This is a genomic window from Desulfobacterales bacterium, assembly GCA_034003325.1.
GTDB lineage: Bacteria > Desulfobacterota > Desulfobacteria > Desulfobacterales > JAFDDL01 > JAVEYW01.
In genome coordinates, this window is record JAVEYW010000011.1 from 110,443 (window position 1) to 134,653 (window position 24,211).

Annotated in this window: 20 protein-coding genes and 1 tRNA gene; 11 read left to right on the forward strand and 10 right to left on the reverse strand. The window is 51.5% G+C overall.

Features of this window, described 5'->3' with window-relative positions; genetic code table 11:
* Nucleotides 1–14 precede the first annotated feature (14 nt).
* Genes RBT11_13110 through RBT11_13125 form a run of 4 tightly spaced genes read right to left on the reverse strand, consistent with a single transcriptional unit; the run spans nucleotide 15 to nucleotide 5,150 of the window.
* The gene (locus RBT11_13110; GenBank protein ID MDX9787716.1) at nucleotides 15–1,337 is read right to left on the reverse strand and encodes a radical SAM protein; all 1,323 of its coding nucleotides are present in this window, start codon (nucleotides 1,335–1,337) and stop codon (nucleotides 15–17) included.
* A gap of 16 nt (nucleotides 1,338–1,353) precedes the next feature.
* A complete protein-coding gene (locus tag RBT11_13115) occupies nucleotides 1,354–2,544 on the reverse strand; it encodes a U32 family peptidase (GenBank protein ID MDX9787717.1) in 1,191 nt (396 codons plus the stop codon).
* Nucleotides 2,531–3,706, reverse strand: coding sequence for a U32 family peptidase (locus RBT11_13120; GenBank protein MDX9787718.1), 1,176 nt, complete (start codon nucleotides 3,704–3,706; stop codon nucleotides 2,531–2,533). Before RBT11_13120 ends, RBT11_13115 begins: the two co-directional genes overlap by 14 nt.
* 4 nt (nucleotides 3,707–3,710) lie before the next feature.
* The gene (locus RBT11_13125) at nucleotides 3,711–5,150 is read right to left on the reverse strand and encodes an acyl-CoA reductase (GenBank protein MDX9787719.1); all 1,440 of its coding nucleotides are present in this window, start codon (nucleotides 5,148–5,150) and stop codon (nucleotides 3,711–3,713) included.
* Nucleotides 5,151–5,504: 354 nt separating this feature from the next.
* On the opposite strand from RBT11_13125, the gene RBT11_13130 reads away from it, so the two are divergent.
* The 10 genes from RBT11_13130 to RBT11_13175 all read left to right on the forward strand — a co-directional run bounded on the left by RBT11_13130 (nucleotide 5,505) and on the right by RBT11_13175 (nucleotide 17,828).
* Complete coding sequence (locus RBT11_13130) at nucleotides 5,505–7,082, forward strand: ATP-dependent acyl-CoA ligase (protein ID MDX9787720.1); 1,578 nt, start codon at nucleotides 5,505–5,507, stop codon at nucleotides 7,080–7,082.
* A 176-nt stretch (nucleotides 7,083–7,258) separates the two neighbouring features.
* Nucleotides 7,259–8,404 carry an MBL fold metallo-hydrolase gene (locus RBT11_13135; protein MDX9787721.1) on the forward strand — a complete coding sequence of 382 codons (1,146 nt, stop codon included), beginning with the start codon at nucleotides 7,259–7,261 and terminating at the stop codon, nucleotides 8,402–8,404.
* 286 nt (nucleotides 8,405–8,690) lie between these two features.
* Nucleotides 8,691–8,855 (forward strand): hypothetical protein, encoded by a 165-nt coding sequence (locus tag RBT11_13140; GenBank protein MDX9787722.1) that lies wholly within the window; start codon nucleotides 8,691–8,693, stop codon nucleotides 8,853–8,855.
* Between the two features lie 107 nt (nucleotides 8,856–8,962).
* Nucleotides 8,963–9,247: an integration host factor subunit alpha gene (locus RBT11_13145; protein ID MDX9787723.1), complete on the forward strand. Its 285-nt coding sequence runs from the start codon at nucleotides 8,963–8,965 to the stop codon at nucleotides 9,245–9,247.
* A 513-nt stretch (nucleotides 9,248–9,760) separates the two neighbouring features.
* Complete coding sequence (locus tag RBT11_13150) at nucleotides 9,761–12,514, forward strand: YdbH domain-containing protein (GenBank protein ID MDX9787724.1); 2,754 nt, start codon at nucleotides 9,761–9,763, stop codon at nucleotides 12,512–12,514.
* A gap of 10 nt (nucleotides 12,515–12,524) precedes the next feature.
* A complete protein-coding gene (locus tag RBT11_13155; GenBank protein ID MDX9787725.1) occupies nucleotides 12,525–12,746 on the forward strand; it encodes a YnbE family lipoprotein in 222 nt (73 codons plus the stop codon).
* 41 nt (nucleotides 12,747–12,787) lie between these two features.
* The gene (locus RBT11_13160; GenBank protein ID MDX9787726.1) at nucleotides 12,788–13,156 is read left to right on the forward strand and encodes a YdbL family protein; all 369 of its coding nucleotides are present in this window, start codon (nucleotides 12,788–12,790) and stop codon (nucleotides 13,154–13,156) included.
* A gap of 287 nt (nucleotides 13,157–13,443) precedes the next feature.
* Nucleotides 13,444–15,036: a DUF3300 domain-containing protein gene (locus tag RBT11_13165; GenBank protein MDX9787727.1), complete on the forward strand. Its 1,593-nt coding sequence runs from the start codon at nucleotides 13,444–13,446 to the stop codon at nucleotides 15,034–15,036.
* Between the two features lie 342 nt (nucleotides 15,037–15,378).
* Nucleotides 15,379–16,821 carry an MBOAT family O-acyltransferase gene (locus RBT11_13170; protein ID MDX9787728.1) on the forward strand — a complete coding sequence of 481 codons (1,443 nt, stop codon included), beginning with the start codon at nucleotides 15,379–15,381 and terminating at the stop codon, nucleotides 16,819–16,821.
* A gap of 2 nt (nucleotides 16,822–16,823) precedes the next feature.
* Entirely contained in the window at nucleotides 16,824–17,828 is a 1,005-nt protein-coding gene (locus tag RBT11_13175; GenBank protein MDX9787729.1) for a hypothetical protein, read from the forward strand.
* A gap of 118 nt (nucleotides 17,829–17,946) precedes the next feature.
* On the opposite strand, the gene RBT11_13180 is transcribed toward RBT11_13175, so the two are convergent.
* From RBT11_13180 to RBT11_13205, 6 genes are all read right to left on the reverse strand, one after another.
* Nucleotides 17,947–18,405: a universal stress protein gene (locus RBT11_13180; GenBank protein MDX9787730.1), complete on the reverse strand. Its 459-nt coding sequence runs from the start codon at nucleotides 18,403–18,405 to the stop codon at nucleotides 17,947–17,949.
* Nucleotides 18,406–18,847: 442 nt separating this feature from the next.
* A tRNA-Arg gene (locus RBT11_13185) sits at nucleotides 18,848–18,923 on the reverse strand.
* Between the two features lie 38 nt (nucleotides 18,924–18,961).
* Complete coding sequence (locus tag RBT11_13190; protein MDX9787731.1) at nucleotides 18,962–20,287, reverse strand: folylpolyglutamate synthase/dihydrofolate synthase family protein; 1,326 nt, start codon at nucleotides 20,285–20,287, stop codon at nucleotides 18,962–18,964.
* 83 nt (nucleotides 20,288–20,370) lie between these two features.
* A complete protein-coding gene (rpsU, locus tag RBT11_13195) occupies nucleotides 20,371–20,574 on the reverse strand; it encodes a 30S ribosomal protein S21 (protein MDX9787732.1) in 204 nt (67 codons plus the stop codon).
* 362 nt (nucleotides 20,575–20,936) lie between these two features.
* Nucleotides 20,937–21,599: an adenylate kinase gene (gene adk, locus RBT11_13200; GenBank protein MDX9787733.1), complete on the reverse strand. Its 663-nt coding sequence runs from the start codon at nucleotides 21,597–21,599 to the stop codon at nucleotides 20,937–20,939.
* A gap of 214 nt (nucleotides 21,600–21,813) precedes the next feature.
* Nucleotides 21,814–23,217 carry an HD domain-containing protein gene (locus RBT11_13205; protein MDX9787734.1) on the reverse strand — a complete coding sequence of 468 codons (1,404 nt, stop codon included), beginning with the start codon at nucleotides 23,215–23,217 and terminating at the stop codon, nucleotides 21,814–21,816.
* A 39-nt stretch (nucleotides 23,218–23,256) separates the two neighbouring features.
* Between RBT11_13205 and coaE the strand changes: the two genes are divergently transcribed.
* Nucleotides 23,257–23,907, forward strand: coding sequence for a dephospho-CoA kinase (gene coaE, locus RBT11_13210; protein ID MDX9787735.1), 651 nt, complete (start codon nucleotides 23,257–23,259; stop codon nucleotides 23,905–23,907).
* Nucleotides 23,908–24,211 lie beyond the last annotated feature (304 nt).

A 24,211-nucleotide genomic window follows, 5' to 3' on the forward strand; every position in this document is an offset into this window, starting at 1 on the left:
CTCCTCCGGCTCGGTCATGCGGCCCAGCAGTCCGGTGCGGTAAAGGATTTTCTGGCTTTTCGAATGGCCGGCACATGCCCGAAACAAAGCGGCATGAAAATGATGTTGCTGCGCCGTTTCAGAGAACGCGGCCGGAAAAGGCGCCAAAGGGTCGAACCGATGGAATAAAACCCCTCGTTGACCTGCCAGAAGCCTTTTTGAAGCCGGGCCGGACTCATGCCCTTGGGTCGATATACCACCGTGGCCATATCGTAAAGCCGCCAGTCCTCGCTTAAAATTCGGCCCTCTGCTTTTAACCGTTGATAAATGCGGGTGCCGGGAAAGGGCGTCAATACCGGCAAAAAGGCGCCGTCCAAGGCGGTCTTGTCGGCAAATTTGAGAAACTCATCGAATACGGCCGGCGTGTCATGGTCGTATCCGAAGACAAAAGAACCATGAACGCCGATACCATGATCGTGAATGCGATGAATGCACTCTTCATAGAATTCGACCCGGTTCTGGCGTTTTCCCATGACCGCGAGATTGTCCTTGTTCAGACTTTCAAACCCGATAAAAATGCCGTGGCATCCCGCTTCGGCAAATTTTTGCAGCATGGTTTCGTCCCTGGCGATGGTGATCGGCGCCTGGCAGACCCAGCGGCGGCGGTAGGCTTTAAACCGATTCAGGAGCGCTTCGGTATGATCCGGTCTGGCGATGAAATTGTCGTCCGCGAAAAAGATATATCCCGGGGTGTTTTGAAGGCTTTCGACCTCTTTGAGAACCCCCTCGATGGGGCGCGTCCGGTAGGTTCCGCCGAAAAAGGCGGTTACCGAACAAAACTCGCATCGGTAGGGGCATCCCCTTGTGGTTTGAATCATGTTTTCAAAAAAATACCCTTTTTTCGGGTAAATCGTTCGGTTGGCCGGTGCGATTTTGCTCAGAAGCGTATAGGCGGTTTGGCGGTAAAAAGGCTGTAACCTGCCTTTTTCCGCATCCTGAAGGATTTTCCCCCATAAATGATCCGCCTCGCCGATGACCACGGCATCGGCGTGAAGGGCCGCCTCCTCGGGCATATTGGATGCGTGAATGCCGCCGATGACCACTGAAACGCCCATTTGGCGAAACCGGTCCGCAATCTCGTACCCCCTGGGTGCCAGCGGTGTCATGAGGGTGATGGCCACCAGATCCGGCTTGATGGAAAAATCAATCTCACCGACGCTCTCATCGACAAAGCGGATGCGATGGGGCGATGCGGTCAGGCCGGCCAATGTCGCCAGGGAAAGCGGCGGAAATTTAAAAAAGAGAACATCCCAAAAACTCTTTTTCGGCCAGCCGGGAACGACGAACAAAATATGCATAAGCCATGCACCTGTTTTATGTTGCGATTTCCCCGGTGGTGAGAATCTCGATCGCCCGGTCGAATTTTCGAATCATCTCGGTTCGCCATGCCTCATCCACGGTAATGGCCTTCTCGGCCATGCGATGGCAATAACCGCAGGTTCTGCAATCGGTTCGATTGCAGTCGACGTTCTCGTAATGGGCGAGAAACCCGTCCAATTTTTGGCTGTCAATATGCAGTTTATCCGTAAACGGCTCGCGCAGCACGTCCAGAAGAATCTTCATTTTATCGGTGGCGATCAGATCGGGCCGCTCCATCGTTTCTATGTTCGGTACCCGGTAAACCCCTGCTTTCGGCAGGGACAATAGCTCGGCGAAGTTTGCCGGTGAGTGGCGCTCCTCGTAGGCCCTTAGAATTTCCGCCAGGCTTCGGGTTTCCCGAAACCGTTCAATCAGTTTCAGGCAATCGATGCCGATGCCCGCATAATAGTCCACGTCTTCGGGCCGAATCCATCGGGAGCGGATCATTTCCTCCGGGTGCTTGAGCTTTTCCCGCTGGCAGGAGAGGCGGCAGTAATCCGGTGCAAACCCGCCGCAGGCATGTGCCGCCTGCGAGCCGTGGGAGACCATGTTGCGATGATGCAGATCCAACGGGCAGTGAAACAGGCAGGTATGGTTGGCGATCAACTCCAGTTCACAGGAAACACTTTCCCGAATACGCCTTAACAGCTTGAAATCCCGCGCTGTCGGTTCCGGTAAAATGAGCTTGTCCGCTCCGGCATTCGCCCAGAAGCGGGCTGCCGAAACCGTTTGAATGCGGGCAAAGGAGGAGATGCTCACCTTCATTTCCGGAAAATGCGTTTTTACCAGCGCGAGCATAAAGGGCAGGCTCACCGTGATCATATCCGCGCCGGTGCTTGCGATCCATTCCAGGTGTGAGAGAATTTTTCGATACCCGGCTCGGGTAAATTCGGCATTGTCAAAGCAGGTGGCGTTGGCAAGGTAGGTGAAGCCGATGCCGCGCTGTTTGGAAAGCGCAATAAATTCGGTGGCCTGTGATTTATCGATTTTCGGCAGAAACACGGACATGCGCCCGCCGCCGAGCGGATCATTCCAGATCTGGCCGTACTGACTGGTGACCGGCGAGCCTTCCAAATAATCCAGCAGGCCGGGATCCCAGTTGGTGGCGATGGAAAACTGCATGAGCCCTTTGTCATCCTTCTGCAAACACATCCCCGTTCACGATGGATGTAATAAACGATTCAAATGCGCCGCGGCGACGTTCCGCCTGTTCCTTATCAAATGTGATGGCTTTTTCAACCGCGGCCCGGCAATGGTGGCAAGTGTCGCAATCCCGGTTTCGGCAGGAGCCGCCTTTACGAAAATACTCGATAAACCCGTCGAGCTTTTTGTTGTCGATATAAATAAAATCCCGCAAGGCAAAATCCATCAGGCCGCCGACCTGGGAGATCAGCGGCACATGGACGTGTTCGGGTTTGTTAAAATAAGATACATCCGGCTTCAGATAGATGTCCGGGTTGGTAAGCGTCAGAATGTCGATCAGATTGCCGTCAAAGCTTCGGTTTTGATAAGCCTGAACGGTTTCCAGCAATACCCCCGTTTTTTTAAATCGTTCCACGACCTTGAATTTATGATAGCCGATTTCTTCATAGGCCCATAGATCTTCCGGCCGGATCCACCGGGCGCGAATGATTTCAATGGGGTTTGTGAACTTTTTTAACGTGCAGTTGAAATAGGGGTACTGAAGATAGCAGTAAGTGTCCTTGCTATGCGTCTGAGAGGCGTGCCCGTCATGGGCCACATGCTCCGGCTGGTGCGGACAATCATGCAGACAGCAGGGATTTGCGATCAGCTCCGTCTCGCAGGAAACCGCCTTTCGAATGGCGGCCAGGGTTTCAAATTCCCGGTTGATGTTTTCATCGATGATGATCTCATCCACCCCGAGGTCTTCATACTGCCGGGCCCGGCGCACCGAGTTGATGCGGCACACGCTGGACGCCTTTATTTTCATACCGGGAAGGACTTCCTGAACCAGGCGGATCATGTACGGAAAGCCGACCGTGACGACATCGACGCCGATATTCCCGATCCATTCGAGAAGAGAAACGATGTTCCGGTAGCCCTCCCTGGAGTAGTGAATGTTTCCGAGACACATGGTATTGATCAGATAGTTGAACCGAAGCCCGTTGTCGTGTGCGCAGCGGACATGGTCTTCGGCTTCCCTTAGGCTGATTTGAGGAAGCAGAAAAGAGGGGCGAACGCCGCCGATGGCATCTTCGGCCAGTTTGCCGTATACCTCTTCCGTGCAGGTTTCGGCAAGCCCGGCCAACAGCGCATGATCCCAGTTGGTTGAAACACTGAAGTGCATTTTATTACATCGCTCCTTTTTTTTCGATATCACACCAGCGCAACAGGGCCGACAGCGGGGAGATACCGTCATGACGCCACATCATGGACGGCACGGCCATCTTGCCCGGCGCGGTAATGCGGGTTAAGCCGCATTGGCCCAGCTGCTCGATAAAATCGGCCTCTCTGTCATCCCCGATGGCCACGGCCGCATTTTGCAGAAACGGGCCGAGGGGTTTTAAGGTGGGCAGAATCTGGTGGATATCATGGACGCTGATAATGCGAATAAAGCGGTTTAAAGGCGATGGTTTAAATAAAAAGGGATCCTTTTCACACACCACGGTCCAGTCCGTTCCGCCCGGGGAGGTGAAGAGGGCCACGGCTTCTCCTTTCAACTCCCGCATTTCATATTGGCCCCGAAGCTGATTGATGGCCGCGGCTTCCCCGGTGGAGAGCGCGCCGCGGGGCATTTTTTGATTCATGTCGGCCAGGGCTTCGGCCAGAACCTTTGAAAATTCAATGGCGGACACCTCGCCGCCTTCCTCGATATAATAACAATGAGGAGCCAGGCACGCTTGCTGGTCGAACATGGCAACATCATAAGCAACCGCTGCTGCCAGATCCGTTACGGTGGCGCGGGTCATCTTTTTCTTGCCGATAACACCCAGTCCCATTTTATGGCCGTGGACCAGCACCGGAATTCTGCGGGGCACCCGTTCCAGAAGTGCGTTGCAGGCTTTAAGCCCCCCAAAGAGAATCAGGGCATCGGCCTGATGAAAGGCCGCATTTTCAATGCCTTCATCCCCCCCCTGCCAATACAGGACCGCCATGGATTTTGCCATTTTGGGGTCAATGTCTTCAATGGTCTTCAGGTACAGCGGTGCAAAGGTCGGCTCTCCGGAGGCCATCTTTCCCAGGCAGGCCGATTTGATCAGGGCTGCGCGCATGAACAGCAAATGCGGCAGGGCCGGAATGTTTTCCGAGAAAAACGAAACGATCAATTCGGGCCCGTACGCCCGGCGATGGCCGTTTAATTCTGTTGAATACTGAAATCCGTCCAGGGACAAGGGGTCGATGATCTCCGAGCGAAGCGCTTTCCACATATCCTCGGCCTGCGAACTTTCCATCTCGATGTCGATACTCTCGGCAACGGTTTCCATTGAAAACCCGGTGACGACCGGAATGGTCTTCAGCGCCATGCGCCTGGGGCCGTAATCCGGCGTCATCCATCGCCTGGAGGCCTCATCGAGCACCTCGATGATATGGGCCACGGCAACCCGCTTCAGGTATGACTCCCTGTTTTTTTTCAGATAATCGGCAAGGTCCGCGATGATGCCCCGGCTCAGCTCCGGTACCGTTAACCGCAATTCAATGCCGTTTCGCGCAACGGTGGCTACGGTATAGCGAATCGTCCGGTCATCGAACCCGGGGGGGAAATAATATCCATCTGCCTCAAGTACCGTCATGCGAATTCCCTGATGCGCAATTTATCTATGGCCGTTTTGTGATGAACCGGCGCTTGTGTGAAAAACCTTTTCGCCACGAACCGCTTGTTCCCCTTTTACCGGGTTCAAGTTGAAAGTGCAATGGGTTCGGATTGTCCCGAAGGGGATCAGGCCGCGGTTGCCGTATGGAAAATGATGCACGCTCTTTCGTACATGTTATGATAAAGGGTCAGAGCGTGTCGGCGGGGTTACCCGTCTTGAATTAACCCATTTTTTTGGTATGATTCACAAAAAATCAAACGGCCTTAGCAGAGGTATGGAAACAACCATAAAAAGGGGGAGCCGCCATTGGGTGGAACAAGGGAGAGGGTATCCATGAATATCAGAGAACTCATCGAGAGAAATGCGGAGAGGAATCCGAACAAGATATTTCTCTATTTTGAAGAACAAGAAGTAAGTTATGAAGCATTCAATCATAAGATCAACCGGGCCGCGAATGTCTTTTTGGAGTTGGGAATCAAGAAGGGGGATCGTGTTTGTTTGTTTCTTCCCAATTGCCCGGAATATCTTTATGGCTGGTTCGGCCTGTCAAAAATAGGCGCGGTTCTGGTTCCCATTAATACGAATTATAGAACGGAAGAGACAAAATATATTATCAACCATTCCGAGGCCACCACCATTTTGGTTCATTCTTCGTTGGCCGCAGTCGTTGACAATATCAAATTAGAGACCTCCGGGTTAAAGAATTTTCTGATGATGGGAGGGGCCGTCAAGAACAGTGGCTATATCTCTTTTGAAGGCGCCATGGAAAGCGCTTCGACAAAGCTTAAGCCGATTGATATCCGTGAAGATGATATTTGTGAGATCATGTACACCTCCGGCACGACAGGCCCGTCCAAAGGTGCTGTCATGACGCATAAATATTTAATGTTAGGTGGCTATGGATTCAGATACCCGATGGATGTCACACCGGAGGACAGGCTGTTTACGTGCTTACCTCTTTTTCATGGGAATGCGCAGGCGTACAGCACACTCGGTGCCCTTACCGCCGAAGCCAGTTTGATATTGGTCGACAGATTCAGCGCAAGTAAGTTCTGGAATCAAATACGGCATTATCAGGCAACCGTATTTAATTATATCGGCGCCATGGTGAGCATTCTCAGCAAGCAGCCGGAATCGGACAAGGATAGAGATCATCCTGTCAGAGCGGCATACGGAAGTCCCGCCCTTGACAAACCATTCCAGGATTATTTGGAACAACGATATGGGCTTACATTTGTTACCGGATATGGATTGACGGAGTGTGCCCTTTGTTTGATTCAGCCGCTTCATGGCCTTCGTAAAGAAAAAAGCATCGGGCTGCCGAAACAAATTCCGGGCGCCGGATTTGTTAACGAGGTCAGAATCGTGGATGAAAACGACAAGCCGGTTCCGGCGGGAACCGTTGGAGAAATAGTGGTAAGGAATCCCGTTGTGATGAAGGGGTACTTCAAAGAGCCTGAACTCACCCGAAAAGCCATCAGGGATGGCTGGCTTCATACGGGAGACCAGGGCTGGATGGATGAGGACGGATATTTCTTTTTTGCGGATCGCAAGCGGGATGTCATTCGTCGAAGGGGGGAAAACGTCTCCTCCATTGAAGTGGAAAATGTGATCAATTCCCACCCGAAGATATTGGAATCGGCTGTGATCGGGGTTCCCGCGGAATTATATGATGATGACGTTAAGGCGTATGTGATTCTCAAACCGAACGAAAATCTGGATCCGATCGAGATCATCCAATGGTGTAAAGAGCGATTGGCCTATTTCAAGGTGCCGCGCTACATTGAGTTCCGTGATGAATTCCCCAAAACGCCTACCCACCGGGTGCAAAAATACAAGATGATCCAAGATGAAAAGGCGCTGAAGCGAGACTGTTTCGATCTGGAGAAGACGGATTTCAAGCTCAGGTAGCCGGTTGCTTGCCAGCGGTGTTCGAATCTTTCCGGGCGGGCGGGGCGGACCCCGGCACACTACTGAAACCTTACGGGCAAGTTGACAGGTGAAATTCTGTCTGCCATGAATGACGCGAGAGAGGGTGGTTCTTAGAATGGTTAAAATATCCTTTTATGGTATGGGAGTAAGGGAAATTGTGGATTGAGAAAGTGGAAATGTTGGCGATGGGAGATGCGCTCGGAAATGGCATGCCGTTTCGATTAAGGCTTCCCTCCGGGCTCGAGATCGTTGGGCTTCCAACAAAGAATTCTTATGGCGGCGATTGGGACTTGGGTCCAACATGGAACTATCTGGTGCTGGCTGACAAGCCGTTTCTCGTTGATACCGGCCGAACCGGAACGGGGAAAATGCTTTTGGACATGATGGAACTTGCTGGATTCCGGCCCAAAGACCTTGACCATATTATACTCAGCCACGGCCATGAGGACCATGACGGCGGCCTTGCCGAAATCATGCATCAAACCGGCGCCCGGGCCATGGCCCATCGTTTTTACAGTAAATTGATCCGGTTTTGTCCCGAAAAGGCACCGTCTGGCGTTAGAGCGGATTTCCCCCCATCCTGCTGGCACTGCTTTATGCCGGAAGAATTTACAACACAAACTTGCGTTGACTATCACCGCGCAAGAAATGAGCTTAAAATCAGTGAAATAGGTGATGGCAGGACCCTTCTTCAAAAAGATGTTGCCTGTCTGTTTCTACCGGGGCACAGCCCGGACGCCTTGACCATCATCGTGGGAAACGAAGCCGTTTTTCTAGGGGATACGGTTTTACCGGAAATTACCCCCTCTCCCACGCGAAGGGCGTTCCTGAACCAGGTGAATGCCGTACTTGATATTGACAGCGGTTCTTCTTTTTCCCCGTATGGCCTTATCACCTATATTCGGTCCCTTAAAAGACTGAAAAGGATAGGGCGGAATTTTCCGGAAATGATTCCTCTTCCGGGGCACCGGCTGTTCAGCCACGGCCGGTGGTGTGATTTTGTTCTTGAGAAAAGGGTGAATGAACTGATTGCGCATCATGTGGATAGATGTGCTGACATTATGAAAATCTTGGCGGACGGCCCCAAGACCGCCAGGCAAATTGCCCTGCGTCACTTTGACCCGAATCTTCTGAAGGGATACGGCATCCACATGGCTGAAAACGAGACGCTTAGCCACTGTGAGCTCCTGGCGGCGTCAGGGGATATTGTTGCTGGCGAATCGGGCTTGTTTGAAGCAACTGGATATCAAGGTTTTGAATCGCTCATAGCCTCGATAGCGCCAAATGAATACGAAAATTGACGGTATTTTTAAAGCAGTTATTAGTCCCTTTTCATGGACGCTTAGAGGTGAGCACGGTTCGCTAATACTTCCCCGCAGTTTTCATTATTGATGGTTCAGTGCTTGACATATCCATTCTAACCGTATATTTTTAAAGCTAATCTTTAAGGGCTGGCTTATTTTTCGCCTTTTTTTTGACTATAAGCGGGGCGATATAGGCGGCCCCGAACGGTCGGATGTGCTAAAGTCAGGCTAAAGACGCCCGGGTAATAATTTTTTAACATTATGAAATATATCTAAAAAGGTTATGATCGACGTCAGTGACGCCCAATTGAAAAAGGAGATTGATGACATCATCGGTCGAATTGATGACATCATGAAAAGAGTTGAAAATCTGGATGTCGTGCCATCGGCGGATTGCTCAAAAACGGACGAGGTTTCAAGCCCGACCCATCCGGTTCATCAGATATAATGATACAGGTTACGAGGTGTTAGCCCAACCGCGTCGGGGCATATACGAGGTGGCGGTCTATTCGATATGGATTTGGTGAGGAATTATTTAGGCTACGAGGAGGCAGTATGGCACTGACCAAAAACGATCTTGTCGCAGCAGTGAACGATCTGGGGTTTACGAAAAAAAAGTCCGTCGACATCATTGAAGGCTTGATTGAAATTATTAAATCCACGCTTGCCAACGGCGAAGACGTGCTGGTATCGGGTTTCGGCAAGTTTTCGGTTAAGGGCAAACGATCCCGAAGAGGCCGGAATCCGGCCACAGGGGATGATCTGATCCTGAGAGAGAGAAACGTCGTTACATTTAAATGCTCTGGCAAGCTTCGGGAAAAAATCAACGACGCATCCTAAAGCCATGCTGCACGGGAACGGCGCGATACCGGGCGCTTGTCGACCCGGCGATTCGATATGGGCCGGGCGGCCTGGGGTTGCCCGGTCACGTTTTTCCGGAATCGGTTGCGCGTCCGATGCCGAAATCGAGTTTTCCGCGAAGTCCCTGGTAGTTTTTGCCAATGAACGATAACAACCGCAGCCTGACTCAGGAAAATTATCTCCTAAGACCCGGATATATCTATATCGCGGATGCTCAGACGGTGTTCTCGACGGTTCTGGGCTCTGCCGTTTCGGTTTGCCTGTTTGACCGGGAAAGGGGGATCTGTTTCCCTACGAGAGCGACCGGGAATAAGCCTTACCCCCCGTTAATTCCGAAGAGATTTTTGCGTTTCGCGATGATTGATTAAAAAATACATGCAGGTCCATTCCAGGGCGATCCCCCCTTGTCTTTTTTTGCTCATGCCCATGCAAGGCATCCGGTGACCTGCCGCGGCGTCTTTTGCCATCACCTTTCAAGAAGATGCTTATATCATGACCGAAAAACGAGTCCGGCTTTTTTCCCTTCTGTTATTAGGCACGGCATTGATCTTCTTTGTGCTGTTAACGGCTTTTTATTCCATTTTACCCGGGGTAGTTGAATCCCGGGTGATAGCGGCAATAGAGGCAAAAGCGGGTCTGGGGCACCTGACCCTTCGGGTGCGAAGCATCGGTTTCACGGGAACGGATATTTCGGATGTGCGGTTGGGCGAGAAAAGCGCCAACGGTCCGGTTATTGATTCCATTCGGTTCGAGTACTCGCCGATCGAGCTGGTGCGGGGCCGAATTGCCCGCATCATTGTCAGCGGGGTTTTCCTTTCATTGGATTATCAGTCGTCTGTTGTTACCGTCGATGGGCTGGACTTGCGTGCATTGGCCGCCAGTTCCCCGGACGCAGCGCCCGCTTATACGGCGTTGCCTTTTTCCATCGGCTCTGTTTCGCTTCGCAATTCCGCCGTCAGCCTCCGGTATCAGGATACGCGCATTTATTGCCCATTTGAAATGACGATTCACCCCGATAACGGCATGACGGGGATTGAGCGGTTTTTAATTCAGCTTTCTCCATGGGCGCAACGTTTGCTCATTGCCGGATCCCTGGACGGGTTGCGGAAAGTGGCGCGCATCACGTTATCGGGCGATGCGCTGCGCTTAGAAAGCCTATCGGCTTTTTCACCTTTTTCCCCGGAATTGAGGTTGCGCGGAGAGGCCGATATCGGGGCACAGGCAACCCTGGCGCTGGCGCCGTTTTCCGTCACTTCCGTTTCAGCGGTTTGCCGATTGCGGCCGGAGAACGTCGGTTATCAGGGCATTTCCATCAAAAGCCCGCCTCATGTGGATAATACGCCCGCTGCGATCCATCTGACGCTCTCATCCGATGATTTGAATGGATGGAAAATCGATCTGTCTCCTTTTACGCTTGATTTTCCGGGCGGCAGTGTGTCGGCGGAGGCGGTTTGCAGTGTTCAACCGGCTGCGTCCGGTATGGCGGTAGAGGCTGAGGTGCGCACAAAGGTTTCCGCTGAAGCGAAGGAATCGAGCAACACGTCTGCGCTCAATACCGTCATTCCCCCGATGCGCTGGGCGCTGTCCGCAACGAGTGCAGGCACCACCGGCTGGCAAGCCCGCTTGAACGGGCGAATCGACACACAAGCCTTTGACCGAACGAAGGTGCTTCAAATAGATCGGACAAGTCTTTGGATAGGGCCTCCCGAAATTACTGCTTCCGCGGAGGCAACGGCGACCGAAGTTTCGGCATCCTATCGGCTGCAGGTGCCAGGCGTTTCGGTTCGGCAGGACAAGACGCAGGTGAGTTTTCCCATGATCAACCTTTCCGGAACCGCAACCCATTCATTTGACGGGGCCGGGCAGGATCAACTGAACTTTTCCATCGAGATTCCGCAAACCCGGCTCTCATCCGGTACCATCTCCGGTCAATTACCCGAAGGGATTCGAGTTTCAGGTGACTGGATCAACCCGTTTCAGAGCGGTGCCGGGCTAACGGGTGTTATCGGTTTTTCAGGTGGAAGTTTGGCGTTTCCTCCCCGGTCGCTGGTTTTCGCCGGGGTTGCGGCGAAAATGCCGTTTCAATGGCCCCTAACGGAAAAGGCAACGAGCGGCAGCTTTTCCATCGCATCCATAAAATGGGATAAACGTGCTCTTGGCGGAGTGAAATTGGCGTTGCGTCAGGAAGCCGACGGTGTCAACTTTAGTGGAAAATACGATAGCCTTTTGATGCCAAAGCTTGCCGTCAATGTTCTCGGCTGTGTTGAGCGCCTGGCCGACGACTGGCGCGCAAGCGTTCAGGCCCGGCTTCCCGATTATCATTGCCCTGAAGAAATGGACTTGGGCCGTATTCATTCGGCTGTTGCCGGAATACTCTTTAGCGGTGAAATCAATCTGTCCGCGGATTTGAATTTTTCCGCCGCAGAGCGGCATGCCGCGCTGTCCATGGGAATGAAAAACGCCGCTGTGCGGGTGCCCGAGATGAAAGCGGCATTGAACGGTATATTTGCCGAACTTGATTTTCCGAATATGTTTACCCTGCGCAGTGCACCGAAACAAGCTTTCCGGGTTGCCCGGATGTCTTACGGTGATATCGAGGCGACCGACTTAACTGCCGATTTTCAAATCGAGTCTCCCACCTCCTTATTTATCGAACAAAGCCGGTTCAAATGGTGCCGCGGGAATATCAGCACACAGTCGTTCAGAATATCACCCGGCGTCAACGATTACCGGCTTACGCTTTATTGCGACCGGTTGAACCTGGCGGACATGCTGCGGCAATTCGGTGCGGCCAAAGCAGACGGGGAGGGCGCCGTAAACGGAAAAATCCCACTGAGTTATTCAGACGGCAAGCTTTCGTTTCAGGACGGATTTCTTTATTCCACCCCCGGCGCCGGCGGCAGCATTCATGTCACCGAAACGCAGATGCTCACCAGCGCCATGAGTCCGGATTCGCCGGAATACATACAAATGGACATCGCCAGGGAAGCACTGAAGAATTTTGAATATTCATGGGTCAAAATGAACCTGGGCACCGAAGGCAAGGATCTGTTGATGCGTTTGACCTTTGACGGGAAGCCGGCCGGCGAGCTGCCCTTTACCTTCAAGCGCGAGACGGGAAGCTTCGTTCGCGTGACGACGGAGGCCAAGGGGTCTGTTTTTCAGGGGATTCGCTTGAATGTTAACTTCAGGCTTCCCCTGGATGATATTTTGAAATATAAAGAGATACTAAACCTGACGAAATAAGGAGCAACCGATGCGAAACCATAAGATCATGCTTTTAATTCCCTTGGCGGTAATGGGCGCGATCATCGGCTGCCGGACGCATCACGCGGTGGAGATCGCGCCGGTGGAGGTCAAGCCGATTCATATTACCATTGATGTCAACGTGCGCGTCGACCGGGCATTGGATAATTTTTTCGGTGAGATCGACGATACGAAAAAAGAGATTCAGCAGTCGGTGGAAGAGAAGAAATAGATTTTTTTTGCCGCTGCTTTTGCGGCACGGGAGGGTATAGAATGAAAAAAAATAGTTATGGTATGACCGCAATCGTTGTCGCGATATTTCTTTTGGCCGGCGGCACCGGATGGGCGCAGGATATCAAGGCAAGAATGAAGGAAAGATTGCCGGAGCTGATCATTTTGAAGGCAAGGGGGGTTGTCGGTGAAAACAATCTGGGGTATCTGCAATTTGTTGGCGCCGGCAAGGAAAAGGAAGCGGTTGTCGCGGCTGAAAATACGGACCGGTTGGCAGTCTACCAGGCTATCGCCAAGCAGCAGGGTACCACCGCTGAGCTGGTGGGAAAACGCAGGGCTTTAAAGTTAGCCGAGATGGCAGCCCCTGGCGACTGGCTGCAAAACGAGGCCGGCCAATGGTATAAAAAATAGCCTACTACCGCAATGATAGCCTTGAAAATGCGCGAATACGTTTAAATCATGATTCGGTCTTTACCGGATCAGGCGCGTAGTCTTTTCGGAACGCGCTTTCCCGCCTGCTTGGCTTAAGTGACGCATTTTCTTGCTTCGGACCCATTCAATGATTATATTTTCCGTCAAATGGATCGTAGGGCATCATTTTTTTGCCCACAATTTTGGCCGGGTGTCGAAGCAGCTTTTTCTGTTACCGCTGTTAAACGGTTTGAAAATATGCTGCTTCGGTTCTTGAGGAGTTATTCATGAAGGCAACCACCATATTTTATCTGGTTTTAGGGACGTTCATCTTTCCAATTTTTGTTCCCGGCCCTCTCTTGCCGTTGCCGTTGGCACAGGCGCAGGGCAGTAACTATTCCGAACCGTCTGAAAAATACAGCCGGGAGGAGTTATCCCAAATGTTGGCGCCTATCGCGCTCTATCCTGACGCGCTGCTGGCGCAGGTTCTGATGGCATCGACCTATCCCGTTGAAGTGGTTGAAGCTGACCGATGGGTCAGAAGGAATTCAGGGCTGAAGGGCGAGGACCTTGATGACGTGCTCTTGGACATGAACTGGGATCCGAGCGTTAAGGCTGTCTGTCATTTCCCGCCGATTTTGGCATTGATGAGTGAGCGAATCTCTGAAACCACAGAGCTTGGCAACGCCTTTCTCGCTCAGGAGGACGAGGTCATGGACGTTGTTCAGGAATTACGGGCAAAGGCCTATGAACAGGGAAACCTCACAACCAACGACAAACAGAAAGTCATTGTTGAAAGAGAAACAATTATCATCAAGCAGGCGGATCCCAGGGTTGTATACGTGTCATACTATGACCCCTTCTATGTTTATGGGCCGTGGTGGTATCCCGCTTATCCGCCTTATTACTGGGGGCCTCCGGGGGTAAGAATTGGCGTTGGGATTTCTTACTGGCCGGGCTTTTATTTCGGGTTTGCTTTTGGCAACTGGAGCTATTTCAACTGGCACCGGCACTATATTCATATCGATGTGCGCCATCGGCCGAGATTTGTTAGGCATGACCGGTGGGTAGCTCATCCCCCCGGCCGCTGGCATCACGCCCCTGCGCACCGCCGGGGAGTTGCCTATCGCGATCAGCATACAGCCACAAAATACGGCCAACACCCCCCGCGATCAAGGGACTTTCAACGTGACACCCGTGGGTATTCCGAACACCGTGCTCCTGATCGCAATCGGCGTGTCGGTGACGGGGCTTGGGGGGATCACCATGATCGGCGCAGGGAGGATGCGGTAAGAACTGAACGTAATCGGCGGGCGCCTTCACCTGCCACCCCGGACAACCCGGAGCGTGAACGAACCGATCGAGTTCGTCAGGAACGGGAACGCGTTGAGCGCGGAAAGAGAGAAGGTTTGCAACAGGTGGATCCCAAAAATCAGGAGAGGCAACGGATCGAGCGGACCCGGCAGGCGCCTTTACCTGCCACCCCGGATAATCCGGTGCGTGAACGAACCGATCGAGTTCGTCAGGAACGGGAACGCGTTGAGCGCGGAAAGAGAGAAGGTTCGCAACGGATCGATTCCGAAAACCAGGAAAGGCAACGGATCGAGCGGACCCGGCAGGTCCCTGCACCGGTTGCCCCGGATAACCCGGTGCGTGAACGAACCGATCAAGTTCGTCAGGAACGGAAACGCGTTGAAAGTGAACAGCAATTGAAGAGCCGCGACAATGCGGTGAACCAGGCTGGTGGGGCCGTATTGAAACGTCAACCAGGCGCGCACGGCCGGAGTAATCAGCAAGGCACGGGCGGTCATTCCCGCGGCCGGGAGCGATCAGATGGTAACAGCAGGGGGGGCCGAGGTGACCAGAGCCGCAATAAGTAGTGTCCGGCCATGATCATGGTTTCGGCCACGCCAGGTTATTTTTTCCCGACCGGCAGGAACTCGCTGTCGCTCAAACAGTCTGCCGCTCTTCCAAAAACACCCTGGCGCGGCCTTCCTGCCGTGGGAAATTGGCCGAAACGATGATCAAGCCATACTGTCCTATTGTAAAGGCTGTTGGAATACTTTATATATGGCCCTTTCGTTGCGGAGCCGCTTCGATTTATAATCGTTGGCAATAATATTATAGGCTAAGCAGCAAAGGGCCGGCACGCTGGTCAACCCTTTTTGAATGGGTGCTAACGAATGCATGCCTGAAATCATTTTAACCGGTTTGCATTCGATATGTTATTTAATTCGCTTCAATTTCCTTTTTTCTTTATTCTCCTTGTCAGTCTCTATTTTACGATTCCCTACCGGTTCAGATGGATGTTGCTGCTCGGCGCCAGTTACTTCTTTTATATGTGCTGGAAGGTCGATTATATCCTTCTGATTACCAGTTCCACCCTCATCGCCTACTGGGCCGGGTTACGAATGGCCGCGGCGTCCGACCCGAAAAGAAAGAGAAACTATTTCATTCTGAGCCTAGTGTTTAACCTTGGCGCGCTCTTTTTTTTCAAATATTTCAATTTTTTCAGCAGATCCGTGACCCTCGGCTTGAATGCCTTGAATATCGATTTTTCTGCGCCGGTATTCAATGTGCTGTTGCCGGTGGGAATTTCCTTTTATACATTCCAGATACTCAGTTACACCTTCGATGTCTACAGCGGACGAACGCCTGCTGAAAGGCATTTGGGGTATTTTGCGCTTTACGTGTCTTTCTGGCCGCAACTGGGGGCGGGGCCCATTGAGCGAAGCCATCGCATGTTACCCCAATTCAAGGGGAAACGGGATTTTGATTATCATCGGGTGACCGACGGCCTTCGTCTTATGCTGTGGGGGTTGTTTCAAAAAGTGGTGATTGCCGACCATCTGGCGATTTATGTCAACCGGGTGTTTAATCACGTGGATACGTTTCAGGGGGCACCGCTCATTATCGCCTCGTTTTTTTTCACCTTTCAGATTTACTGCGATTTTTCCGGTTATTCCGATATGGCGGTCGGCGCAGCGCGTGTTTTCGGCTATGAGCTGATTTATAACTTTCACCGGCCGTATTTCGCCAAGTCTTTGGGTGAATTCTGGCAGCGCTGGCATATCTCGTTATCCACCTGGTTCAGGGACTACGTGTATATTCCCATGGGGGGAAACCGGGTTGTGAAATGGCGGCACTATGTTAATCTGTTTATCACCTTTTGGGTGAGCGGGTTATGGCACGGCGCCAATTGGACCTTTGTTGTCTGGGGAGCGCTGCACGGGTTGCTTCTGGTTGTGGAAGTCGCAACCCAGCCCTTCCGGCAACGGGTCATCCATCGATGGTTTTCGAATGCGTCTTCGTTTTTCTGCCGCAGTGTTCTCGTCGGCGTTACCTTTATTCAGGTTTCTTTTGCCTGGATCTTTTTCCGGGCCAATACGGTGGGTGAGGCCTTCACCGTCATAAAAAAGATATGGGCCATCGATTCCTTTGCGGCGGGATTCAAAGTGGTCGGTCCCTATTCATTTTTATTTAGTATTTTGTTGATTCTGATATTGGTGTGGGTGCATTTGAAAGAGCGAAAGGATCGGATTAATCACTATATCGGAAGGTTGTCGGTAGCGGCGCGTTGGTCCGTTTACACGCTGGTGCTTTGGGCGGTCATTATTTCAGGGGTTTTCGGGGTAAGACAAGAATTCATTTACTTTCAATTTTGATTATGCAGATTAAGAAATTCATCATCAACGCATTGATATTTTTCCTGTTGAACGCTTGCATTATGGGGGGTCTTCTCTCTTTTTTTTCGGGGCGTCAGCGGCATATTCGCCTTAAAAACTGGGAAACGGAGTCGAATCTGCTGGTGATGGGCGAAAATGAGCATTACGATGTCGCTATTCTTGGTACATCCAGAGGGCGTATTTTTTCACGGGATGCCAATCATCAGCTTATGGAAGGCATTCTGGGGAAAAAAGTGATCAACCTCTCAAAAGGCGGCGGGGGCGGCCTTATGCCGGCAGAGCTGCACTTGTCGAACTTTTATGATCGGGGAAATACCGTCGAGCACATTATCTATCTGATCGATCCCTGGGTGTTTTTTTGCGCCATCAACAATGAGAACAATAATTTTTTTTTAAGGGATGAGCCTTTTGAGCTCTCTATCCTGTGGAAGCTGATCGCACGGAGGTACCCCCCGGATCGCATTTTCTCCTACCTTCAAATGATCGCAAAGGATGATTGGGAAAACTTTACCCGATACAGCGCACCCGGCTTGTCCGAATTAACCCTGACAGCCATCAATCCCCGCAAACAGGAAGAGGCCCGAAAGCATTATCTGAGCCTGTATGAAGCGGATCGCTTCGAGAGGTACAGCCGGTATTTGCATGTGATCAATGCTCTGGCCAAAGCGAACAACAGCCGCATCACCTATATCATGTTGCCGATTTTAATGGATGACTTTCCCGGCGCCAAAGAGGTGGATGAGAAATTAAAGGCTGTATCCCGGGAGGATCGGGTGGCTTATTATAATTTCGTGGCATCGGTTCGGGATATTCGCTATTTCTATGATCATATGCACTTTAACAAGATCGGGATCGCTCATTTCACACAGGCCTACTTAAAGCCCATTCTCGAGGAAAAGCTTCCTTTAAGCCGCCACCTCACATCCAGTTCTTCAGCAATCGGTGGGGCCGGTAGCGGGCATGAAATCTTTGCCGTCATGCGCTGATAAACCTTCTGTTTTTTCGACGGAAATGAATTGTTAAGGCATTAAAATAATGAGGCGGTGGGATCTTTCCCCCCGCCCATTTTATGCAATTACCCCCGGTGCCATCCATTTGGCTGATTCAGCACCCCTGTTGAAACCTTGAGCGAATCAGCAGCAAGGGACGATCAATACAGTTCAGCACACCGGCAGTCGAACTGCCATAAAATGTCCGTTGCATTCCCCCCATTCCATGACTGGCCATGGCTATCAGGTCCACGGCTTCCTTTGCGGCGCAGTCCATGATGCCGGCGACGACTGATCCGTGAACGATTTGCATGCGCGCGGCAATGCCTTTTTCCCGCCATCTGTCAATAATGGATTGAAGATAAGCTTCTTTGGCGTTTACCTGTTGACGGCGTTTTTCGATGAAGTCCTTAACGTCGGCCACTTCATCTCGTTCAAGCATCAGATCAGCGGTGTCATCGACATATAGCAGAACGACATCGACTTTTGAACCTTGAGCCAGCTTTTCGACATGTGGCAGAATGGCTTCTGCATGTGCTGATCCGTCTAAGGGGACAAGAATTTTTTCGTACATGATCGACCTCCTTTGGAATTACTTTTTCTGGAATTAAACATTGGCTTCCCTTAGCCAGGTATCATCTGTTCAAAACCGGCAAAGCCGGAAGCTGGGCGTCTGGGCTGTCTACATAGTTTTGCGCGCTATAATAAACACGTTGATAAGCATAGAACACGCCAATTCGGCATATATTTCAAATTATAAGGAAATTATTTTTTTCGCAATGTTTTTTATCTAACTTATTGTCAGTATTATTTACATGGTGGAAAGGAATAAAAGGTTACTTATCGTCGGAGGATGAAAGATTGCTTCCGGTTAAGCAAAGGCGATGCGCTTGTCGGGGGGAACCCGGTTCGTCACCGAAGGGACAGCAGGGATTGGGAATATTGAGGGGGTATGACTTTGACAAAAAAGGGTCAAGCCATTCTGCTTAATCTATTGTTATTCTATATTGTTGCTATGGCGCGCCCGGCAGGATTCGAACCTGCGATCTCCAGCTCCGGAGGCTGACGCCCTATCCCCTGGGCTACGGGCGCGAATTTTGAAGGCAAAATAGAGGATTCGGCCGAATAAGTCAAGCGGGAAACGTGATGGCTTGGCTATTCGGTGGATTTAATACCAACGTGCCGGCTTCTATGGCTCCCTTTACTTCGCCTACCAGATATAATGATCCGGCAATACAGATGACCTCATCCTTTTTAGCGGTTTGAACGGCATGGGCGACCGCATCGGGAACGCTCGGGATGACCTCGGGAGAGGGGATAAATTCTTTGGCCACGGTCAGAAAAGTTTCCGGCGGGAGCGCCCGATCGATCTTGGGTTGGGTGAAAACGGCCTTTTTACACAAGGGTAATAATTGCCGAAGCATGGGGGTATATGCCTTATCGTCCAGTATGCCGGTTACCAGCGTGATGTTTCGATCGGCGTAATGAGCAGCCAGATATTGCGATAGAATGCGAACCGCTGATAGGTTGTGGGCGCCGTCCAATATCACCAGGGGTGATTCCGATATGATTTCCAGCCGGCCGGGCCAATGGGTGTTCAGGAGTCCGGCTTGAAGATGATCAAACAGCAGTTTCAGCCCAAGTCGGTTTAATACTTCACAAGCGGCCAGAACCAACGCCGCGTTTTTAGCCTGGTGTTCCCCTTTCAGCCCGGTGCGCAATTTGGCCCATTGTTGGTCCAAACCGTAATAAGTAAAAGTGCCGTCGGGGTGTCTTCGAATTCGAAATGCGTTGCCGAACCGGTAAAGGGGGGCGGATTTTTTTTGTGCGATGCGCGTGAGCACTTCAATGACGGGTTTTTGCCCGGCTCCGGTTATGACGGGTACGCCTTCTTTGATGATGCCGCCTTTCTCGGCGGCAATTGCCGCAAGGGTGTTTCCCAGATAGGATTGATGCTCCAGTGAAATGTTGGTGATGATGGACAGATTTGGGCGCAGAACATTGGTGGCATCCAGCCTGCCGCCCATGCCGGTTTCAATAATAGCCCAGTCGACCTGTTGGCGGCTGAATTCATACAACGCCATGGCGGTGGTAAATTCAAAAAACGTCGGCTCCCGGTTTCCCTGATGGGCTTTTTCAACGGCCAGATAGGAGGCAACAACGCTTTCATTTGAGATGGGTTGGCCATTAGTTTGAATGCGCTCGTTAAAGTGAACCAGATGGGGAGAGGTGTAGAGGCCGACCCGGTAACCGGCGGTTTGCAGAATGGTGGCAAGGGTCGATGCGACGGAGCCTTTGCCGTTGGTGCCCGCGATATGAATGCAGCGAAACTGTTGCTGCGGACTGCCCAGGCCGGTTAACATGCCGGAAATGATATCGAGCCCGAGTTTAATACCAAAGCGCCTGAGACCGAACATTTTCTTCAGGCAATCCGCGTATTCGTTATCGAATGCCATAGGATTTCAACATGCCTTATCATAAAAAAACCCGGCAGATCTTATTCATTCTGCCGGGCTTGTCGGAGATTTTCAGCTCAGGATTATCGACGATATTTTCGGGCAGTGGCGATACGCTGCCTTCTCAAAGCTTCGCGTTGTTTGCGACGTCTGTATTCGCTCGGCTTTTCATAGCTTTTTTTCAGTTTCAAGCGTTTGAAAAGCCCGTCGTTCTGAATCTTCTTTTTCAGAATGCGCATGGCTTTTTCAAGGTCGTTATCTAACACCCTGACTTCAATTTGCTTCAAATTCCTCGCCCCCTTTTTTCCATCGAAATATGTATTTAATAAGATTTTCGATGTTTATTTTTTTTATGCCCAGCGTAACGGGGGTAAATATAATATTTTGAAGGGATTTGCAAGGGAAAATTTTATATCAGGCGGCGGATGATTTTGAAAAAAATAGTTAACCATTCAGATATACAGAATTCAGGAGTCGGAATTTAGAATGGCTTTTGAATAAGCCGCGATCAGCGGCAGGGAGGCCGCGCCAGGGTGTTTTTGGAAGAGCGGCAGGCTGTTTGAGCGACAGCGAGTTCCTGCCGGTCTGGAAAAAATACCCTGGCGGGGCCGAAGCCATGATCATGGCGTGACGTTGAGACGGTGTTGTCTTACTTCAGGTTGTCCAATGCCTTGAAGATCTGGCTTGTGATTTCATCCATTTTGCCCACGCCGTTGACGCGCACATATCGGGGAGCCGCCGCTTCCTTGCTGGCTTCCCAATTTTTATAATAGCCGATCAGTGGCTCGGTCTGGCTATGGTAGACATCCAGGCGTTTTTTAACGGTCTCTTCTTTGTCGTCATCCCGTTGAACCAGGGGCTCGCCGGTCACATCGTCCTTGCCTTCCACCTTGGGCGGATTGTAGAGAATATGATAGGTGCGTCCGCTGGCCAAATGGGCGCGCCGTCCGCTCATTCGTTTAATGATCTCTTCATCCGGCACATCAATATCCACCACCGCATCAATGGGCACGCCGGCTGCTTTCATGGCGTCCGCCTGGGGAATGGTTCTGGGGAAGCCGTCGAACAGAAATCCGTTGGCGCAATCGGCCTCTTTAATTCGTTCTTTGACAAGACCGATGATCACCTCATCAGATACCAGCGCACCGGCATCCATCAATACTTTCGCCTTTTTGCCCAGCTCCGTGCCGGCTTTGACTGCTGCGCGCAGCATGTCGCCGGTGGAAATCTGGGGAATGTTGTATTTTTCTTTGATCAGGTTCGCTTGGGTCCCCTTGCCGGCACCGGGGCCTCCTAACAGAATAAGACGCATATGACCTCCTTCTTTTTTTAAATTCAACAACCTAATTAATGAATCGTGTTGACGGTTAAGTATCCCGATCTCTAATCAATGCTGAATGTCGGGTCGTGAAAACAGTTATGTGCGCATGTTACGCCAAAGCCGAATTATTACCGAATCCCCGCAGGTTATGTCAAGACAATAATCCCCGGGGGGATATAAACATAACTTATTGAATTAAAAAATATTATATTTTGTTTGAGGTTGACTGGGCCGACAAATAGTCCCTGACCAATGAAATAGCCGCATTCCGGGTCGTACAGGTGCCGGAGAGCCGTGCTGTTTCCACCCGGGCAAGGATGTGTTTAAACAGAGCCGAGGGGGGCAGGCCGAATTCCGCAATAAGATCCTTGCCTGTAAGCAGGGGTGGGGAGGAGCTTTTTATTTTAAATTCAGTAAAAAACCGGTTTAAAAGCATGCACAAAAATGCCGTGAAGGGGGCCAGCGTGCTATGGCTTGCGGCGCCTTTCCCGAAAAGATCCGCAGCCACATGCCATAAAAGATAGGGGGTGTCATCTCCGCAGGTCATAAAAAAACAGGTAATCGCCTTGTCCGTGAGGGTTTGTTTCTGAAAGGCCTGATACAGGTGCAACGGCCGGACGTGGCGGGCGATGATGGCGGTGATGAAGTTTTGTGCGGTATTGGCGCAACGCAGCCTTTTGCAGATGCATTGTGCCGCTTTTGCGCCGGCGGTCTCATGGCCGTAAAAGTGAATATCACCGAGGGCATCAACCGACCGGCAGGCGGGTTTGCCGATATCATGAAGCAATAAGGCGAACTTGAGCCAAATGATTCGCATCGGATCGGGTGGCTCCGGAAGCGCCGGCAGGGTTGGAGTGTCCTCGGTTAGCAACGATTCAAGGTGCGCAAGGGCCGCCAGTGTGTGGTCAAGAACATCATGGCTGTGATGACGGTTTTGCGTGCAACCGTCCAGGGGCGACAGTTCGGGAAAAACAGCAAATAGAAGTCCGCTTTCCCGCATCTGTTGAATAATCGGGTGCGCGTGCGTCGCGGACAGAATTTTAAAGATCTCTTCGCGGACCCTTTCACTCGCAGACCGGGTGATCAGGTGAGAAGATTCGGTCAGCAGCGTTCGGGTGGCCGGTACTATTGAAAAACCGAAACTCGCCGCCATTCGGTAGGCGCGCAGCAATCGAATGGGATCATCCTGAAATGCAGTGCGTGAGGCCACTCGAATCTGTTTTTTTTTGATATCCAGCCGGCCGCCCAGCGGGTCGATCAGCCTGCCAAAAGCAAGGTCGAACGCCATGGCGTTCATGGTGAAATCACGGCATTCTAAATCCGCTTCAATGGTGTTGCCGCGAGGCGGGGTGACATCAACGACATGCGCGCCGGAAACCACGCGATAGGTGGTTTTGCCGGGTTTGCCCATGGTTACGAGGCGGCCCTTTGTTTTGCCGGCGAGTTGCCGGGCAAATTCCTCTGGATTTTCGAAAACCGTAATGTCATAATCCGTAGGCTGACGGCCCAGAAAAAGATCCCGGGCCGATCCGCCGACTATATAAGCCGAAGTGCCGGTTAATCCGGTACGGATGGTAAGAGGAAGCAACTTATCATTCAATTTTGTCATGGCGGCGCTCAACCGTTATGAAATGGACGGATGATCATTATGTCATTGGAAGTCAGATCAACCATACCTGATTTAAGTGAAAAAACAAAGCCCGTCACCATTGCCGTTACCGGCAATGCAGGGTCCGGAAAAACGGTGGTTTGCGGCCGGTTTAAGGCATTGGGGGTTCCGGTGATTTTTTCGGATGCGCTGGCCCGGGAAGTGGTCATGCCTGGCTCGGCGGTGCTATCGCGTATATCCGAGCGGTTCGGCGATGAGCTGCTGACGCCGGACGGCTCCCTGGACCGGTCGGCTATGCGGCGGTTGATGCTTCAGGACGACCAGGCGCGCCGGGATCTGGAGGCGCTGCTGCATCCCGAAATCATTTCTCTGATGCGCGCGCGCATTCGGCAGGCTGGAAAAGAAGGGGCTCGCGTGGTGATGGTTGAAGTGCCGCTTTTGTTTGAAGGCAACGCAGCGTCTTTTTTTGACCGGGTGCTGTTGGTGACTGCCGACAATGCGCGCCAAGTGACCCGGTTGGTGGCGCGAGATCGGGTTTCGGACGCGGACGCCCATGCCTTGCTGGGCGCGCAAATGCCGGATGATCAGAAACGTGAACGATCTGATTTCATAATTAATAACAATGGTTCTATTGAGGAGTTGATAAAAACTGTTGACCGATTGTACCAAATGATTTATCAAAAAAATTAAGTGAGCGACAAAAGCGCTTGACATGATATTAACCATGGGATAATGCCTGTCCGTTAAAGGCTCCCGCCTGTTGGAGAGAAATTCCAAACTCTTCATTCTAAGATCACTGAGCACTCTATTGAGCACTCAAATCTCTCCAGAACAACCAACTATGTTCCAATCCTTTTGTTATTAGTATTGGGGCGCGCCTGGAAAATCTGGCTAAAGGGCTGGGGATTGCAGCCGTTTGTTAGCATTTTTTTCATTGAGGATAAATCGCGTGTTTGAAGGTATCATAGGATTCACGAATCCGCCTGTTCGGTAA

Coding starts and splice junctions, on each gene's coding strand:
- RBT11_13130 (MDX9787720.1), top strand. CDS start 5,505: ATGAATATCAGAGAACTCATCGAGAGAAATGCGGAGAGGAATCCGAAC.
- RBT11_13180 (MDX9787730.1), bottom strand. CDS start 18,405: ATGTACGAAAAAATTCTTGTCCCCTTAGACGGATCAGCACATGCAGAA.
- RBT11_13170 (MDX9787728.1), top strand. CDS start 15,379: ATGTTATTTAATTCGCTTCAATTTCCTTTTTTCTTTATTCTCCTTGTC.
- RBT11_13155 (MDX9787725.1), top strand. CDS start 12,525: ATGCGAAACCATAAGATCATGCTTTTAATTCCCTTGGCGGTAATGGGC.
- RBT11_13120 (MDX9787718.1), bottom strand. CDS start 3,706: ATGCACTTCAGTGTTTCAACCAACTGGGATCATGCGCTGTTGGCCGGG.
- RBT11_13150 (MDX9787724.1), top strand. CDS start 9,761: ATGACCGAAAAACGAGTCCGGCTTTTTTCCCTTCTGTTATTAGGCACG.
- RBT11_13160 (MDX9787726.1), top strand. CDS start 12,788: ATGAAAAAAAATAGTTATGGTATGACCGCAATCGTTGTCGCGATATTT.
- adk (MDX9787733.1), bottom strand. CDS start 21,599: ATGCGTCTTATTCTGTTAGGAGGCCCCGGTGCCGGCAAGGGGACCCAA.
- RBT11_13145 (MDX9787723.1), top strand. CDS start 8,963: ATGGCACTGACCAAAAACGATCTTGTCGCAGCAGTGAACGATCTGGGG.
- RBT11_13125 (MDX9787719.1), bottom strand. CDS start 5,150: ATGACGGTACTTGAGGCAGATGGATATTATTTCCCCCCCGGGTTCGAT.
- RBT11_13165 (MDX9787727.1), top strand. CDS start 13,444: ATGAAGGCAACCACCATATTTTATCTGGTTTTAGGGACGTTCATCTTT.
- coaE (MDX9787735.1), top strand. CDS start 23,257: ATGTCATTGGAAGTCAGATCAACCATACCTGATTTAAGTGAAAAAACA.
- RBT11_13190 (MDX9787731.1), bottom strand. CDS start 20,287: ATGGCATTCGATAACGAATACGCGGATTGCCTGAAGAAAATGTTCGGT.
- RBT11_13175 (MDX9787729.1), top strand. CDS start 16,824: ATGCAGATTAAGAAATTCATCATCAACGCATTGATATTTTTCCTGTTG.
- RBT11_13140 (MDX9787722.1), top strand. CDS start 8,691: ATGATCGACGTCAGTGACGCCCAATTGAAAAAGGAGATTGATGACATC.
- RBT11_13110 (MDX9787716.1), bottom strand. CDS start 1,337: ATGCATATTTTGTTCGTCGTTCCCGGCTGGCCGAAAAAGAGTTTTTGG.
- RBT11_13205 (MDX9787734.1), bottom strand. CDS start 23,217: ATGACAAAATTGAATGATAAGTTGCTTCCTCTTACCATCCGTACCGGA.